General features: G+C 69.5%; 14 protein-coding genes. 2 read left to right on the top strand and 12 right to left on the bottom strand.

The genetic code is table 11. The features are described from left to right. Positions 1–35: 35 nt before the first annotated feature. The 5 genes from ABIC47_RS07140 to ABIC47_RS07120 all read right to left on the bottom strand — a co-directional run bounded on the left by ABIC47_RS07140 (position 36) and on the right by ABIC47_RS07120 (position 5,113). On the bottom strand, positions 36–428 hold the full coding sequence (locus ABIC47_RS07140) for a hypothetical protein (protein ID WP_354478778.1): 393 nt from the start codon (positions 426–428) through the stop codon (positions 36–38). Positions 429–473: 45 nt separating this feature from the next. Continuing rightward, positions 474–605 carry a hypothetical protein gene (locus tag ABIC47_RS07135; RefSeq protein ID WP_354478775.1) on the bottom strand — a complete coding sequence of 44 codons (132 nt, stop codon included), beginning with the start codon at positions 603–605 and terminating at the stop codon, positions 474–476. A gap of 301 nt (positions 606–906) precedes the next feature. Beyond that, the gene (locus ABIC47_RS07130) at positions 907–1,974 is read right to left on the bottom strand and encodes a LacI family DNA-binding transcriptional regulator (protein WP_354478772.1); all 1,068 of its coding nucleotides are present in this window, start codon (positions 1,972–1,974) and stop codon (positions 907–909) included. Between the two features lie 83 nt (positions 1,975–2,057). Beyond that, positions 2,058–3,686 carry an amidohydrolase gene (locus ABIC47_RS07125; RefSeq protein WP_354478769.1) on the bottom strand — a complete coding sequence of 543 codons (1,629 nt, stop codon included), beginning with the start codon at positions 3,684–3,686 and terminating at the stop codon, positions 2,058–2,060. Then, a complete protein-coding gene (locus ABIC47_RS07120; protein WP_354478766.1) occupies positions 3,683–5,113 on the bottom strand; it encodes a purine-cytosine permease family protein in 1,431 nt (476 codons plus the stop codon). Before ABIC47_RS07120 ends, ABIC47_RS07125 begins: the two co-directional genes overlap by 4 nt. Positions 5,114–5,197: 84 nt before the next feature. On the opposite strand from ABIC47_RS07120, the gene ABIC47_RS07115 reads away from it, so the two are divergent. Next, a complete protein-coding gene (locus ABIC47_RS07115; RefSeq protein WP_354478763.1) occupies positions 5,198–5,827 on the top strand; it encodes a TetR/AcrR family transcriptional regulator in 630 nt (209 codons plus the stop codon). A 1-nt stretch (position 5,828) separates the two neighbouring features. Here ABIC47_RS07115 and ABIC47_RS07110 read toward each other — a convergent pair whose 3' ends face one another. The 7 genes from ABIC47_RS07110 to ABIC47_RS07080 form a co-directional block, all read right to left on the bottom strand. Further along, a complete protein-coding gene (locus ABIC47_RS07110) occupies positions 5,829–7,826 on the bottom strand; it encodes a beta-galactosidase (RefSeq protein ID WP_354478760.1) in 1,998 nt (665 codons plus the stop codon). Further along, positions 7,823–8,764 (bottom strand): carbohydrate ABC transporter permease, encoded by a 942-nt coding sequence (locus ABIC47_RS07105; protein WP_018189632.1) that lies wholly within the window; start codon positions 8,762–8,764, stop codon positions 7,823–7,825. The genes ABIC47_RS07110 and ABIC47_RS07105 overlap by 4 nt, the downstream gene beginning before the upstream one ends. Continuing rightward, positions 8,757–9,710, bottom strand: a complete 954-nt coding sequence (locus ABIC47_RS07100; RefSeq protein WP_354478756.1) for a carbohydrate ABC transporter permease — start codon at positions 9,708–9,710, stop codon at positions 8,757–8,759. The genes ABIC47_RS07105 and ABIC47_RS07100 overlap by 8 nt, the downstream gene beginning before the upstream one ends. A 70-nt stretch (positions 9,711–9,780) precedes the next feature. Then, complete coding sequence (locus ABIC47_RS07095; protein ID WP_231371112.1) at positions 9,781–11,139, bottom strand: ABC transporter substrate-binding protein; 1,359 nt, start codon at positions 11,137–11,139, stop codon at positions 9,781–9,783. Positions 11,140–11,168: 29 nt separating this feature from the next. Continuing rightward, positions 11,169–13,271 (bottom strand): beta-galactosidase, encoded by a 2,103-nt coding sequence (locus ABIC47_RS07090; RefSeq protein WP_354478752.1) that lies wholly within the window; start codon positions 13,269–13,271, stop codon positions 11,169–11,171. 140 nt (positions 13,272–13,411) lie between these two features. Beyond that, positions 13,412–14,410, bottom strand: coding sequence for a LacI family DNA-binding transcriptional regulator (locus tag ABIC47_RS07085; protein ID WP_354478749.1), 999 nt, complete (start codon positions 14,408–14,410; stop codon positions 13,412–13,414). A gap of 40 nt (positions 14,411–14,450) precedes the next feature. Further along, positions 14,451–15,134 carry an SDR family NAD(P)-dependent oxidoreductase gene (locus tag ABIC47_RS07080; RefSeq protein WP_354478746.1) on the bottom strand — a complete coding sequence of 228 codons (684 nt, stop codon included), beginning with the start codon at positions 15,132–15,134 and terminating at the stop codon, positions 14,451–14,453. Positions 15,135–15,240: 106 nt separating this feature from the next. Between ABIC47_RS07080 and ABIC47_RS07075 the strand changes: the two genes are divergently transcribed. After that, complete coding sequence (locus tag ABIC47_RS07075) at positions 15,241–16,080, top strand: helix-turn-helix domain-containing protein (protein ID WP_354478743.1); 840 nt, start codon at positions 15,241–15,243, stop codon at positions 16,078–16,080. Positions 16,081–16,214 lie beyond the last annotated feature (134 nt).

Genomic DNA, 16,214 nt, shown 5'->3' with positions numbered 1-16,214 from the left:
TTCCGGCCTTGCGATGGACAAACACCTTCCGAAACCTATGCGATGACCCCACGCGGCCACTCCTCTTTGCCCGGCTGCCACGATTCGAGGAGCAAGCGAAGGCTGTCGGCCGCGCGGGAGGCAGCCCTCCTCACGTGGCGCCATTCCGGCGCTGTGACGAGTGAATACACGGTCCAGAACCCTCGCTTGCCTGGCGAACTCATCCGGTTCAACAGATCGTCTATCTCGTGCAACTGAGCCGCCAGAGCATTCGGATAGAGGGGGAAGTCCATCGTGGCTGGAGCAAAGGCTGCATCGAAGTCCAGGGCGAGCTCGTCGACCGAGACGTCGCCGAGTTGTTTGAGCCGACGGCGCTGCTGACGCGCAGATCCGGACAGATGCTCCAGCTCCTCGAGCAGCCGCCGGCCGCGAAGCACTTCATGTTCCATCGGATCAGTCCCCCTGCATCACCATTCTGACCTACGGCGCGCCTGCTATCGCCGGTTCGTCTCCCGCGCGCGCTGCACTCTCAGAGGGAAAGCCAGCAGGCTGACGGCGGTGAGCAGCACGGCCGTCACGACGATGACGACGAACGCTGCGGTGTAGTCGGCACGAAAAGCTCTCACTCGTGCCGCCCAGACGACCCCGGCGAGCGCCGCACCGACGATCGCGGACCCGATCCGTGACGCCAGCGGCGCTCGTTGCCCCCATACCCCGTCGACACCGTAAGCAACGGCACTGCAGACCAGGGCACACGCGGGAGCAACGAGAAGAACGTCGAAGAGCACGAAAACCGGAGATACCCGCCCAGCCCGACGGCAGCCGTCACGCAGGCCGCGGCGACCGCGACGAACTCGAAGCAGATCAGCAGCGGGACGAGGCCCGGTAAACGCACTCTCAGGGCGCTCCTCTGGCGCGACGTTGTACTCACGCCTCGGCGGCGACCGGCTCCTCGTCGTCGGCAGCGTCCGCGGCGACCAGTGCCGGCGGCGTCGACTCTCGCTGGATGACGCGGAACGGCACCGCGATCTCCTCCGGCTCGAGGGTGTCCGCGTCTTCCTCGATCCGCCGCACCAGCAGTTCGACGGCCCGGCGGGCGATCTCGTCGCGTCCGGGGTCGATGGTCGAGAGGGTCGGCATCGAGTAGTGCGTCTCGTCGATGTCGTCGAAGCCGATGAGGGCGACGTCGTCGGGGACGCGGAGACCCGCCTCCTGAAGCACGCGGAGCGCGCCCAGCGCGAGGGTGTCGTTGAAGGCGACGACCGCGTCGAACTCGAGGCCCGTCTCCAGGAACGCACGCATGGCACGGGCGCCGTCGGCACGGTGCCAGGTGCCGGCGGGGACGACGAAGCGCTCGTCGTAGGCGACGCCCGCAGTCTCCAGCGCCTCGCGGTACCCCGCGAGCCGCAGTCCGGCCGAGCCGATCACCTCGCCGGGGTGCGCGCCGATCGCGAGCACCCGACGGCGGCCGCCGGCCAGCACCAGCTCGGTGGCGGCACGGGAGCCCTCGACGTTCTGCATGGTCACGTGGTCCTTCGGACCGTTGAAGATCCGCTCGCCGAGCAGCACCATCGGCGTGTTCACCTCGGCGATGGCGTCACGGTCCGACTCGTCCAGGCCGAGCACGCTGTACAGGATGCCGTCGACCATGCGACCGCTCCGGTTGCGCAGCACGGACAGCTCGCTGGCGCGGTCGTTTCCGAACTGCTCGATCAGCACCGACAGCCCCCGCTCGCGCGCAGCCCGCATCACCGAGTCCGCGAGCTCAGCGAAGTACGCGTTCCGCAGCTCCGGAATGAGGAGGCTGATCACGTTGGTCCGCCCGGACCGCAGGCTGCGCGCCGACAGGTTGGGCGTGTAGTCCAGCTCTGCGATGGCCGCGAGGACGCGCTGACGTGTGCTGTCCCGAACGTACGGGTAGTCGTTGATGACGTTCGAGACCGTCTTGATCGACACCCCGGCAAGCCGGCTCACGTCGTGCAGCGTCGCTGCCATTCGTCCTCCTGGTGGGCTGTCGTCCCACTGTACAACGTTGGATATCCGGAGGGCGATGGCCGCGGAGGCCTCGGTTCGACGGGCTACGCGGAGTACACCGTGCGCCCGGCGACGATGGTCTGAACGACCCGGGCACTCAGCAGCGACGCGGGCTCCTCCGCGAAGACGTCCGCGTCGAGCACCACGACGTCCGCCGCGTGGCCCGGCGCGATCCGCCCGCGCCAGGAGCCGTCTCCGATGGAGGCGGCGGCATCCCTCGTGGCGTGGGCGACGGCGCGCTCGAGAGGCAGCGCGTACTGCGGCTGCACCGCGCCGACCGAAGGCACCAGGGCAGACGCGCGCGTGGCGGCGACGTACATGTTGGCCAGCGCGTCGTGCGGCGCCGTCGGCGAGTCCGTCGAGAACGCGAGAAGCGCTCCAGCATCCTCGTACTCCGGCCACGGGAAGGCGCGTTCGACCCGGTCGTCGCCGAGCATCTGCATCCAGTTGTCGAAGATCGCCGGATCGGCGTGGACGGGCTGCATCGACGCCGTCACACCGAGGCGCGCCATCCGCTCGGCCGTCCCGGGTGCGGCGTACTCCAGGTGCTCGATGCGGTGACGCCTCGGGAGTTGGCCGTTCTCGGCTACCGCGCGCTCCAGCGCGTCGAGGGCAATCTGGCTCGCGTAGTCGCCGATGGCGTGCTGCGCGATCTGCAGTCCGGCGGCGTCGGCCGCGACCACGACCGGCGTCAGGCGCTCCAGCGGCCAGATCGGATCGGCGTTCGAGCCGTTCGCGTACGGCTGGCGCATCGCGGCCGTGCAGGCATCGATCACGCCGTCCAGGATGAGCTTGATCCCGATCAGACGGAGCCAGGGAGTGGCTGGTTCGGCCGCCACGCGCGCGGCCTCCGCGACCTGCGCCAGGTTCTGCTCGTCATCGCCCGTGTTGGTGACGAGCCAGTGCGCGGCGATGCGGATCGGCAGCTCTCCTCCGCGGCGGTCCTGTGCACGGCGGAGGGCCTCGAGCCCGTAGGCGTCCATCGCCATGTCGACGGCGCCCGTCACTCCGGCAGCGGCGTAGGCGGCGAGAGTCCGCTCCACCTGGGCGTCCCGGTCGGCGTCCGTGGTCGCGGCGTCCCGCTGCGCCCAGGCGTACTGGGTCGCTGCCGTCTCGAGGAGCAGACCCGTCGGCTCTCCGTCGGCGTCGCGCACGATCTCGCCGCCGATCGGATCGGGCGTCTCGCGGGTGATGCCGAGCTCGGCCAGCGCCGCCGTGTTGAGCCAGCAGGAGTGGTAGTCGTTCGCATCCAGGTAGACCGGGATATCGCGCACCGCCGCGTCGATCATGCCGGCGGTGGGCGCTCCCCCGGGCACCGCGTCGAACAGCCAGCCGCGCCCGCGCAGCACCGTCGCGCCGGGGTCCGCCTCCCGCGCTTCGCGCAGCAGCGACTGGATGCCGTCGAGGTCGCGGGCACCGGTCAGGTACACCTGGCCGAGGGCGGCGCCCATCATCAGCAGGTGCGTGTGCGCATCCGTGAACCCCGGCAGGACGACGCGGCCGCCGAGGTCGACGACACGGTCGGCCGCCGGCGTGGCGTCGCCATCGCGCCCGACCCAGACGATCCGGTCGCCGGCGACGGCGAAGGCGTCCGCCCAGGCGGCGCGCGGGTCCGCGTCCGCGGTGAAGACGCGGGCGTCGCGGTACAGGGTGGTCTCGGCGGGGTCGGTCACGGCCGTTCCTCCTTCCCGAGCCGGGTGCGGCTCAAGAGGGCGTACACGGTGGCGGCGACGATCATCCCGAGCGGCACCGAGAGGTCGATGTGGCCGATCGACGCGGCGATCGGACCGCTCCACACGTCGGTCGACAGGCAGACGGCCGTGACGAAGCCGCCCAGGACGAGCGCCGCCACACCCGGGATGCTCCACCCGCCCGTGAACCAGAACGCCGCGCCGCGCCGGGTGTCGAACAGATCGACGCTGTCGTACACGTAGCGGCGTCGAAGCACGTCGACCACGAAGATCGCCATGGCGGGGCCGGAGACGATGACGAGGAACTGCAGCATGAGGTTGGCGGCCTGGAGCAGGCTCGACGAGAGCACCAGGTAGATGGTGAGCGCCGTCCCGACCACGCCCACGATGATGGCGGCCGGGATGCGCTTGAGCCGGAATCCGATCGCCTGCAGCGCCATGCTCGAGGTGTAGGTGGTCATGGCGTTCAGCGCGATCGTGTTGAGGACGACTCCGATGACGAGCACCGGCCCGAGCCACTCCGGCAGCAGGTCGAAGAGCGCGACGTCGATGCCGGCGTCGAACGCGCTCGCCTTCAACCCGGTGGCCAGCAGCACTCCGACACTGGTGAACACGATGAACGGGAGCGCGCCGCCCAGCGCGGTCGCGGCGGCGATGTCCGCGGGCCGGGTCGTGCGCGGCAGGTAGCGCGCGATGTCGGGGCTGTTGATGAACGACAGCGGTGTGGACGCGAGGATCGTGAAGCCGATCGAGACGGCCGACCACAGCTCCACTCCCCCGAGCGGCTCGGGCGCGGTGTACTGCCAGTCCACGGTCGGGAGGATGAAGCCCGACACCACGATGAAGATGACGAACAGCACGATCGCGAGGATCGGATAGATCCGGAGGATCAGCCCGTGACCGAAGATCGCCACCAGGATGGTCACCGCCGACACCACGATCGTGACGCCGATCGGCACCCATACCGGGTCGTCCAGGCCGACGCGGCGCAGCAGGTCGGCGCCCATGAAGGAGGACGCGAGCCAGGTCAGCGACAGGAAGACCGCGCCGATGAACCAGCCGACGAAGGCGACGAAGAGCTTGTTGCCGAGGATGCCGTACATCGCGCGCGTCACGACCGAACCGGAGGTTCCGGCGGCGGGCCCGCTCGCCGCGATGACCCCGGGGAAGACCCACAGCAGGGAGGCGGCGACGATGACCGCGATCGCCTGCCAGATCTCGAGCCCGAGCAGGATGAGGGTCGCGCCGATGGTGAAGTTCAGGATGCTCACACCCGGGGCGGCCCAGACGAAGAAGAGGTCCCGGGCGCGCCCGTGCCGCTCGGCATCGCCGATGACCTCGATGCCACGCGTCTCCGGCTGCGTGGAGGCGTCGACGAACTGCTCCTCGCGGGCTTGCGTTCCGGACATGATGCCTCTTTCCTGACCGAGCACCGTTGCTGTTGGTCATGTGCCCAATAAGCTGTTGGTCAGTCATTCAATAGCATGGGACCCATGGAGTCAAGCGCATCCCCTCCCCGCTCCCGGAAAGCACCGGAGGAGCGACGGGAGGAGATCCTGTCCGAGGCCGCATCCATCGCCCTCGACGAGGGGCTGGAACGCATCACCCTGCGCGCCGTCGCCACCCGCCTCGGCGTCCGCCCCGGCCTCATCTCCCACTACTTCCCGGCGGCGGAGGACCTCGTCGAGGAGGCCTTCGTGCGGGCGGCGACGATCGAACGCGAGCGGTTCTTCCCCGCCGACGGCTCACCTCTGGAGCGACTCGCGCACTTCGTCCACCACATCGAGACGGGCGCCTCGCTCCCGCTCGCCCGGCTGTGGCTCAACGCCCGGCACCTGTCGCGCTTCATCCCGAGCCTCGAGACCACACTGCAAGAGCAGGATGCGCTCGACCGCGCCCGCCTGCGCGCGATCATCGAGGACGGCGTCGCGTCCGGCGACTTCGCCGCCGTCGACCCGGAGGCGGCCAGCATCCGCATCCTCATCGCGGTCGACGGCGGCGGCTCGTACGTGAACAGCACCGACGACCTCAGCCACCCGGCGCACGTGCACTTCGTCGCCGACGTCACCGAGTGGACGCTCGGCCTCGCTCCGGGAACGCTCGGCGCCGTCGCGAAGAGCTGACTCACTCCTCTCGGACGAGCGCCACCCCCTGCGGCTCCAGTCGAAGACCGGCCGCCGACCCTCCCGTGAGGATCTCCGTGCCGGACAGGTCGAGCGTCACCGCCTCCTGACCGTGGTTGATGGCGGCGAGGAACGCGCCGCGGCGGACGAACTCCACGCCCGGGATGCGCGGCAGCCGCTCCACCGCGGCCTCGGTCAGGATCGACTCCAGCAGCAGTCCGAGCGGTTCAGCATCGAGCCGGGTCGCGACGTACCAGGCCTGCCCGGAACCACGGGCGTTGTGGGTCACGGCCGGATGCCCGTCCAGGGCTCCTCCCTCGAAGACCGCCTCCACGTCGGCCGATTCGACGCGCACGTACTCCGACCAGAGCGACGCGGAGGCCCGGCCGCCGATGCGGTCGCCGCGGACACCGACGGCGGGCGGCTCGCCGCCGCCGAGCGCGGCGAGATCCGGCGCGGCAGGCGGGGCGAACTCCTCCACCCAGAGCCCGAGCGTCTCGCGCAGCGCTCCGAGGTATCCGCCGGTGCGCACGTGGAGGTCGGGGTCGAGGATGCCGGTGAGATAGCCGACGACCAGCGATCCCCCTCCCGCCGCGTACGCGTCGAGCGCCTCCAGCTGGGCGTCGCTCGCGACGAACAGCGACGGGACGACGACGGCCCGATAGCCGGAAAGATCGCCCGTCGCCTGGACGAAGTCCACCGTCACGCCCGCCGCGGTCAGCGCGATGTGCCAGCCCAGGACGTCGGCGAGGTACGAGATCGTGGTCGGCGACGCCTTCTGCTCGATTGCCCACCAGGAGTCCCAGTCGAAGACGATGGCGACCTGAGCGGGAACGGGTCGCCCGAGCAGGCCATCGACCGACGACAGCGTCGCCAGTTCGGAGCCGAGCTGCTCGACCTCGCGGAAGATGCGCGTGTCCGTGCCACCGTGGGGCAGCATCCCGGCGTGGAACTTCTCCGCGCCCGCGACCGCCTGCCGCCACTGGAAGAAGAGGATGCCGTCGGCCCCGCGCGCGATGCTCTGGTACGACCACGCCCGCATCTGCCCCGGGAGCTTCGCGGCGTTCCGCTCGCGCCAGTTCACAGCGCCGGGTGACTGCTCCATCAGCAGCCAGGGCGCGCCGCCGCCGAGCGAGCGCATCAGGTCGCGCTGCATCGCGCCGTAGGCCGGGGCGAGCGGATCGGCGGGGTCGGGGTACGAGTCGTCGGAGACGATGTCGACCTCCTGCGCCCACGTCCAGTAGTCGACTGGCTTGAAGAAGCCCATGAAGTTGGTCGTGATCGGAACGTCCGAGTGCGAGCGGATGATCGCCGCCTCTGCGCGGAAGCAGTCCAGCAGCTCGTCCGAGCTGAAACGGTCGAAGTCCAGTACCTGGGTCGGGTTCTTGAAGGTCGGGGCGGCACGCGGCGGGAGGATCTCGTCGAAGCCGGCGTAGTGCTGCGACCAGAAGGCCGTGCCCCACGCGCCGTTGAGCGCCTCGATGGTGCCGTACTTCTTCTCCAGCCAGACCCGGAACGCCGCCGCCGACGCATCGCAGTAGCAGTGGCTGACGTGGCAGCCGTACTCGTTGTTGACGTGCCAGAGCGAGAGCGCGGGATGGTCGGCGTAGCGTTCGACGATCCGCTCGACCAGCCGCGCGGCGTAGCGCCGGTAGACCGGCGAGCTCGGGCAGTAGGCCTGCCGGCTCCCCGACGAGAGCGTGACGCCGTCGACCGTCACCGGCAGCATCTCGGGATGCTTCAGCGCCAGCCACGGCGGCGGCGAAGCGGTCGCCGTGGCCAGGTCGACGCGCACTCCGCCCGCGTGAAGGAGGTCGAGCACCTCATCCAGCCAGGCGAAGTCGAACTCGCCGTCCCTCGGTTCGATGCGCGCCCACGAGAAGATGCCGACCGACGCGATGTTCACGCCCGCCCGGTTCATCAGGCGCACGTCCTCGCGCCACACCTCCTCCGGCCACTGCTCGGGGTTGTAGTCGCCGCCGTACCAGAATCCACTCACTCTTTGACACTCCCGCTCGCTAGTCCGGTCGTCCAGTATCGCTGCAAGAACAGGAACGCGATGACCAGAGGGATGATCGACACGAGCGAACCCGTGATGACGACGGAGAACAGCGCCTGCGATCCCCCGCCCGCCGCGCTCGTCGCCTGCTGTTGGGCGAGCCCCACCGTCAACGGGTAGAGCTCGGAGCTGTTCAGCATGATCAGCGGCAGGAAGTAGTTGTTCCAGGTGCCGACCAGCGCGAACAGGAACACCGTGACGATTCCCGGTCCGAGGAGGCGGAGACCGACCTGCCAGAAGATGCGGAACTCGCCCGCGCCATCCACTCGGCCGGCCTCGATCATCGAGTCGGGGATGGCATCCGCCGCGTACACCCGCATCAGGAACACGCCGAACGGGCTGACCAGCGACGGCACGATGACCGCGGCCGGGGTGTTCGTGATGCCGATCTGGCTGAACATCAGGTAGGTCGGGAGGGCCAGCGCGGTCAGCGGGATCATGATCGCGCCGAGCACCACGCTGAACATCAGCACGGAACCCGGGAAGCGGTACTTGGCGAACGCGTATCCCGCCATGGTCGCGAGCAGCGATGCACCGATCGCGCTCACCAGCGCGTAGACGAGCGTGTTGATGGCCCAGTGCAGGTAGATCCCGTTCTGGGCTGTGAAGACCGCACCGATGTTCGTGAACAGGTCGAAGGTGCGTCCGAAGGCGAACCCGAAGGTCGTGAACAGGTCGGCGTTGCTCTTCGTGGATGCGATGAACAACCAGACGATCGGGAGCACGAAGTACAGCGCGCAGATCCAGAGCATCACGGTGAGCAGGGTGCTGCGCTGCGTCTCCCGGTTGTAGGCCCGTGCGCCGCGGCGCCCGGTCCGGCGGCGCGGCGAGGCGTCGTCGACAGTCGGCAGCGGGCTGCCGGTGGCGGTCTCAGTCATTGCGGGCCTCCTTCCGCTGGGTCGAGAGCTGGACGACGTACGACACGACCGCGATCACCAGGCCGAGCAGGAAGGCGATGGCGGCGGCGTAGTTGACGTCCTGGTTCGTGAACGCCAGGTTGTACGCGTAGTAGTTGGGCGTGTAGCCGTTGTCGATCACGTTCGGCGCGAGCGCGTGCAGCAGGCTCGGCTCGTTGAACAGCTGGAACGTGCCGATGATCGAGAAGATCACCGTCAGGATGATCGCGGGACGGATGCCGGGGATCTTGATGCTCCACGCCACCCGCCACTGGCTGGCGCCGTCGATCTCGGCCGCCTCGAACAGCTCCGTCGGGATCGAGCGGAGCGCCGCGTACATGATGATCATGTTGTAGCCGACGAAGGCCCACGTGACGATGTTCATCATCGAGCCGAGCATGTTCTGGTCGCTCAGCAGGTCAGGAGCCCCGAGGCCGACCGCACGGAACAACTGGGCGATCGGGCCGAAGTCGTTGCCGTACAGGTAGCCCCACATCAGCGTCGCGACCACGCCGGGCACGGCGAACGGCAGGAAGATCAGGAGCCGCAGGGCGACAGAGCCGCGAACGCGGCCGCTGTCGAGCGCGAGCGCGAAGAACAGCGACAGCGCCAACATGATCGGCACCTGGATGACGAGGAAGAGCGCCATGCGCCCGACGCCCGCGAGGAAGTCCGGGTCGGTGAACGCGCGGACGTAGTTGGCGAAGCCGGCGAAGGTCTGGCCGCCGATCAGCTGCGTCGTGAAGAGGCTGAGGTAGCCGGAGTAGAACAGCGGCAGCAGCAGCATGACGATGAAGACGATCATGAAGGGCGCCACGAACAGGTACGCGGCGATGTTCAGCCGGCGCTGGTTCGCGTTCCGCCGAGGCCGCTGCTTCTCCGTGTGCTCGCGCGTGCGCACCCTCCCGGGTGCGACGGACTGGGTCATGGTGAACTCCCTTGTTCGAGCCGAGGGTGCGGGCCGGCGGCGGATGCGCATCCACCGCCGGCCCCGACCCCTACTTGTTGACGGAGAAGCCCTGCTGGGTCCCGTAGCTGACCAGCGCCTTCTGCCAGGCGTCGAGCCCGGCGGAGAGATCGCCCTTCGCAGCGAGCGCCTTGCCCATCGTCTCGGTGTAGCTCGAGTAGGCGTAGTCCATGTAGGGCAGCCAGTCGAACTTGGTGTCGACGGTGGTGGAGATGTTCGCGAACAGCTTGTTGACCTCCTGGCCGCCGTAGAACTCGGCCTTCTGGTCGACGAACGCCGGGTCCTTCAGCGTGGAGTTCAGCGTCGGGAAGAGGAACTGCTTGTTGGCGAACATCAGCGTCGACTCCGGGTCGTTGTTGATGAACTTGGCCAGCTCGTAGGCCGCGATCGGGTTCTTCGTGGTCTTCAGGACCGCGTCGGAGGACCCGCCCCAGTTGCCCGAGGCCGGCTTCGTTCCGGGTGTCTGCGGCAGCTCGGCCGCACGCCAGAGTCCGGAGGTCTTGGCCGCGGTGCCCTGGAGGAACACCGGAGCCCACGCCGCGGTCAGCCAGCCGGCGTACTTGCCGTTGGCGAGACCCTGGTACCAGCTGTCGGTGAAGTCCGGGTCGGTGGAGACGTATCCCTTCTGGATGAGGTCCTGCCAGTACGACGCGACCTTCTTGGCCTCTGCGCTGTTGACGTCGACCGTGACGCCCTTCTTGCCGTCGTAGCCGAACGGCTTCACGCCGGCCTGCCAGAGGAGGCCGAGCATCTGACCCGCCTGGCTGGAGGCGAGGTTCGACATGTAGACGCCGGTCTTCTCCTTCACCGTCGCGGCGTCGGTCGCGTACTGGTCCCACGTGGTCGGGGGCGTGGTGACCCCGGCCTTGTCGAGGATGTCCTTGCGGTACAGGTTGCCCATCGGGCCCGAGTCCTGCGGCACGGCGTAGACGCCGTTGTTCTGCTTCACCTGGTTCCACACCCACGGCACGTACTGGTCGCCGAGGTCGTTCGCGCCGTACGGCGTGAGGTTCAGGAGGCTGTCGGTGACGGTGAACGACGAGATGTACTGGAACTCGATCTGCGCGACGTCCGGGGCGCCCTTGCCCGCCTTCAGTGCCGTCCGCAGCTTCTGGTAGTGGGGAGCGCCCTGGCCGACGTTCTCGACCTTGACCTTGATCGCGGGGTACTTCTTCTCGAAGAGCGCGACCTCGTTCTTGATGTCGGGCACCCACGTCCAGAAGGTGAGGGTGGTCGGCGTCTTCATCGCCTTGTCGATGTCGGACTGCGAGACCGGCTTGGTGTTGTCGGCGGTTCCGCCTCCACCGCCGGTGCAGCCGGTCAGCACGAGGGCGACGGCCAGGAGGCCGGTGCCCAGCGCCACTGCTGTTCTCGGTGCTTTCTTCCTCATGAGCGTTCTCTTTCTCTTGGTGTTCCCGGTCACGCCTGTGAACCGGCGACCTCGAACACGGCGACGCCGCGCGGTTCGAGGGTGAAACGGGACCCGGCGGCGAACCGCTCGCCGGTGTCCAGGTGGATGCTGTCCGCCGGCACGGTGACCACATGCTCGGTCGCGGACCAGTTGTGCACGAAGGCGACGTCGTGGCCGCCGGTTCGCCCGGTGCTGACGGTGACGGGCGACGCGGTCTGCCAGCGCGCGGCGGCGGTCTCGGGGACCAGCCAGCGAGCGAGGCTGCGGGCGAGCTCCCGGTTGGGGACCGTTCCGACGTAGGTCACGCGCCCCGCACCGAACGGCGTGGTCGTGATGGCCGCGTCGGCTCCGAGCTCGGTGGGCTCGTACGACACGAGCGTTGTGGCCCCTTCGACGTTGAGCACGTCGACCCAGGCCGTCGCCTGCGCGCCCGGCTCGAGGTCGAATCCTTCGTCTGCGACCGTGACCACCAGCGGCTCGGCGAGGTTGCTGTACTCGTCGTACCAGACGCCGGCGGCGTCATGCAGCCGATCGGGGGCGACGGCGCGGCGGGCACGGGCGAGCTCATCGCCGTACCCGGTCCGGATGCCCAGCACGAGGTGTCCGCCCGCTTCGGCGTAAGCGCGGAGCGCGTCGAGGGTCGCGTCGTCGGCGACGTACTCGGCGGCCGCGACGAGGATGGGGTGCTCGGCGACGAGGTCGGCCGCGGACCGCTGTACGAACTGCCGGGTGTGCTGCACCCTGACCTGCGCGCCGACCTCGCTGAAGCCGCGGTAGAACGCATCGGCGATGCGGGCGTAGGAGCTGCCGTCCGGTCCTCCGTCGTCGGTCGCGAGCGGCGGATACGTCTCGAACGACCACAGGGTGTCGGTGGAGTGCAGCATGAGCACGTCCGCATCCGGCACGAACCCGTCGAGCGCGTCGCCCAGCCGCCCCAGGCTCGCGCCCAGTTCGGCGACCTCGCGGTAGATGCGGCCGGGCACCTGGCTGTGCGGGAGGACGCCGCCCCAGTACGTCTCCACCCCGAAGTGGAGGGTGTGCCAGTGCCAGTACTCGATCATCCGGGCGCCGCGGCTGATCAGCGCATACGCTGCCTGCTTGATCTGGCCGGGGAACGGCGGCTGGTTCTGCCACGGTCCGCCGATCGACTGGGCATTGGTCTCGGTGACGAGGAACCGCTCCTGCGCCGATGAGAAGGCGCGGTCGCCCCACTGGAACAGCGCCCACGGGCCGGTGTGCCACCACTGGGCGCGGCGCGGGAGGTCGACGTCGGCCGAGAGGCCGTCCTGCATCAGGTAGTAGGGGTTGCCCGCGGTGATGTCGAGGGAGGAGACGAGCTCGTCGTCGGAGATCTGCGGCCGGGAGTACGAGATGCAGGTCGTGACGAACTGGTCGTCCCTGGCGTACTCGCGCACGATCTCGGCCTGCCACGCGATGAGGTCGGTGGCCTGCTCGCCCTGGAAGCGGCGCCACTCCAGCTGGTACTGCGGCATCAGGTTGCCGCCCGGGCGCCACAGCTCCGACCATTCGGCGATGCGGTGCGACCAGTAGACGAGCCCCCACTCGTCATTGAGGCGCTCCACCGTGCCGTAGCGCCTCCGGAGCCAGGAGACGAACGCCTGGAAGGTCGTCTCGTTGTGCGGGAGGTTGTTGCCCGGCTCATTGTCGACCTGCCAGCCGATCACGGCCGGGTGGTCGGCATAGCGCGCGACCACCTTCCGGATGATGCGCTCTGCGTACCAGCGGTAGACGGTCGACGACTGGTCCATCTCCTGGCGGGCTCCCCAGCCGATGGCGTGCCCGCGCCCGTCGATCGCCGCGATCTCGGGGTGGAGCGTCTGCAGCCACGGCGGGATGGCGTAGGTCGGCGTCCCGAGGATGACGGCGATGCCGCGGGCGTGGGCTCCGTCGAGCACCGGCTGCAGCCAGTCGAGGTCGAATTCGCCGTTCCGCGGCTCCCAGGTGGACCACACCGACTCGCCGACCCGGATGACGGTGAACCCCGCCTCCGACATGAGGTCGAGGTCCCGATCGAGCGTCCCCTCCTGCTGGTACTCGGCGTAGTAGGCGGCTCCGAAGAGCACACCGGGGAACGGGGGGTTCTGCGTCATCGTCGACCTTCCGCATCGTTGCGTCCTGCTGTGTTGTCGACAACATCCTGCAGCGCGTTCACTCGATGTTGTCGACAACATTTCCTGCTCGCGATGCTACACAGACCGGCGCTCGGCGCACAACCACCGAGACCGGATGGTTACTTTCCGGCTGCCCGAGCTTCGGCCGTCGAGCCCCTCTGCACCAGCTCCGGCAGGCGGTAGCCCGGCACGTCGGCTGTGTCTGCGCCCTCGATCTTCGCGATCAGCACGTTCATCAGGTACGCGCCCTCGCCCTCGAAATCGAGGCGGATGGTCGACAGCGACGGCAGGTGGAAGCGCGACTCGGGGGCGTCGTCCATCCCGATCACACTGATGTCGTCCGGCACCCGGCGGCCGCGCTCCGCCAGGCCGAAGATCAGGCCGATCGCCATGCTGTCGTTGGCGAGCGCGACCGCCGTCACGTCGTCCGGAAGCTGCTGTGCGGCGCGGTAGCCGGCCTCGGCCGACCAGTCGCCCTCGTACTCCCACACCACATCGAGGTCTCGTTCCGCAGCCACGGCGAAGAAGCCGCTGCGCCGCTCCCCCGCCGCGATCCAGACACCCGGCCCGTTCACGAAGGCGACGCGGCGATGCCCGAGGTCGGCGAGATGCGCCGCCGCGAGCCGGCCGGGATGTGCTCGCGGGTTGGTGCCGGAGGACGAGAGCCCCTCCCCCGAATCGATCGAGATCGGGACGTCGAGTCCGCGATTGGCGACGGCCTCGCGCACCACGTCGGTCTGGGCCGTCGCGAAGACACCCGCGATCTGGTGCTCCATCACCACATCCAGTGCCGCATCGACCGAGTCGGCGTCCTCCCCGTCCATGGATGCGATGTCGAGCACGTAGCCGCGGCTCCGCGCCGCTGTCGTCGCCCCAGCGATGATGCGCCCGGGGCCGGAGAGCTCCATCCGGTGGGCGAGGATGCCGATCCGGTTGGACTGCCGCGAGCGCAGCCAGCGGGCGGCGCCGTTCGGCCGGTAGTTCAACTCGTCGATCGCGGCTTGGACTTTCTCCCGCGTCGCGGGCCGGATCCCCTCGAAGCCGTTGAGGAACCGGGTGACCGTCTGGTGCGAGACCCCCGCGTGGCGTGCCACATCGTAGATGGTGGCGCGTTTCATGGAATGAAGTGTAGCCACACCGCGCGAGGGCCCCGCCCGGTCAGTACTCGATGCGCCCGAAGCGGTTGTGGAACTCGCCGGTCGGGCCATCGGCACCGAGGGTGGCCAGCGCGACCGTGGCGTCCGTCCCCTCCTGGACGGTCTGGTGCCCGCTGTACCCGTTGAACTCCGTCGCGGTGTAGCCCGGATCGCTCGCGTTCACGCGGAAGCCGGGCAGTCCCTTGGCGTACTGCACGGTCAGGGCGATGACCGCCGCCTTGGATGCCGCGTAGGCGATGCCGAGCACCGGATGCTCGTCGTGCCCGGGCGTCGACAGCCAGCGCGGCCAGCCCACGCCCGAGGCGACGTTCACGATGACCGGTGCCGCCGAGCGGCGCAACAGGGGGAGGCAGGCCTGGGTGACCCGGGCGACGCCGACGACGTTCGTGTCGAGCGTCTGCCGCATCGCCTCGATGTCGAGGTCGTCGGCACCCTGCCGTCGGCCGCCGAGCACGCCGGCGTTGTTGACCAGCACATCCAGTTCCGGCAGGGAGGCGACCGCCGCATCCACGCTGCCCTGATCGGTGACATCGAGGGCCAGCGGGATGGCGCCCAGCGCTCGCGCCTCGTCTCCTGCCGCGATATCGCGCATCCCGGCGTAGACCGTGTGCCCGGCTGCGGTGAGTCGGCGGGCGGTCTCGAGGCCGAGGCTGCGGTTGGCTCCTGTGATCAGTGTCGTCGTCATGACCTCGATCCTGCGCGCCCGCCGCGGGGATGCCCAGGCACCGGCCTTCGGGGGTACCGTCAGTACCAGGGTCGGTCGGGCGGGCGACCGGACGTACGATGAGGCCATGAGCGAGTTCGCGGCGGTGCTGCGGTCGTGGCGCGACCGGGTCGACCCGGTCGAGGTGGGGCTCCCCGCCGGCCCGGGCCGACGGACGCCGGGCCTGCGCCGCGAAGAGCTCGCCGCCCTCGCCGGCGTGAGCGTCGACTACATCGTGCGCCTGGAGCAGGGTCGCGCGACGAACCCGTCGCCCCAGCTGCTCGGCGCGCTCGCCCGCGCTCTGCGGCTCTCCGCCGAGGAACGCGACCACCTGTTCCGGGTGGCCGGTGCGGCGTCGTCGCCGGCGGGCAGCATCCCGAGGCACCTCACGCCGGGCGTGCAGCGCATCCTCGACCGGATCGGGGATGTGCCGCTCGCGGTGTTCACGGCGTCGTGGGACTTCCTCGTCTGGAACCCGTTGTGGGCCGCACTGCTGAAGGATCCGTCGGAGATGACGGGACTGGACCGCAACCTGGTCTGGCGGCACTTCACCCACGGCCACTCGGGGGTCGAGTTCGACGACATCCACGCCGAGGAGTTCTCGGCCGACCTCGTCGCCGACCTCCGCCAGGCGCACGGCCGCTACCCCGCCGACCGCGACCTCGACCGCCTGATCGGCCGGCTGCGTGCCGCCTCGCCCGACTTCGAGCGCCGCTGGGCCACGGCCCGCGTGGCCGCGCACCGTTCGAGCAGGAAGACGATGACCGAGACGATCGTCGGCCCGATCACCGTCGACTGCGACGTGCTGACCGTGCCCGACGGAGACCTGCGCATCGTCGTCTACACCGCAGTGCCGGGCAGCGAGGATGCGGCCAAGCTCGACCTGCTCCGCGTCGCAGGCGTGGAGCGGTTCGCCCCAGCGCCCTGACCTCCCACGAGATTCGTGGGGGGTGTGGGGGTTGGGGGGGGGCAAGCCCCCCGACGGGACCGTAGAGGGGGCGGGGGGGAAAGGGCGCGGGCCCCCCACGGGCGGGGGGTGGGGACGGGGTGGGGGGGCGCCCC

This window comes from Leifsonia sp. 563 (assembly GCF_040545055.1).
Lineage (GTDB): Bacteria > Actinomycetota > Actinomycetes > Actinomycetales > Microbacteriaceae > Leifsonia.
This window is presented reverse-complemented; position numbering and strand designations above follow the sequence as displayed.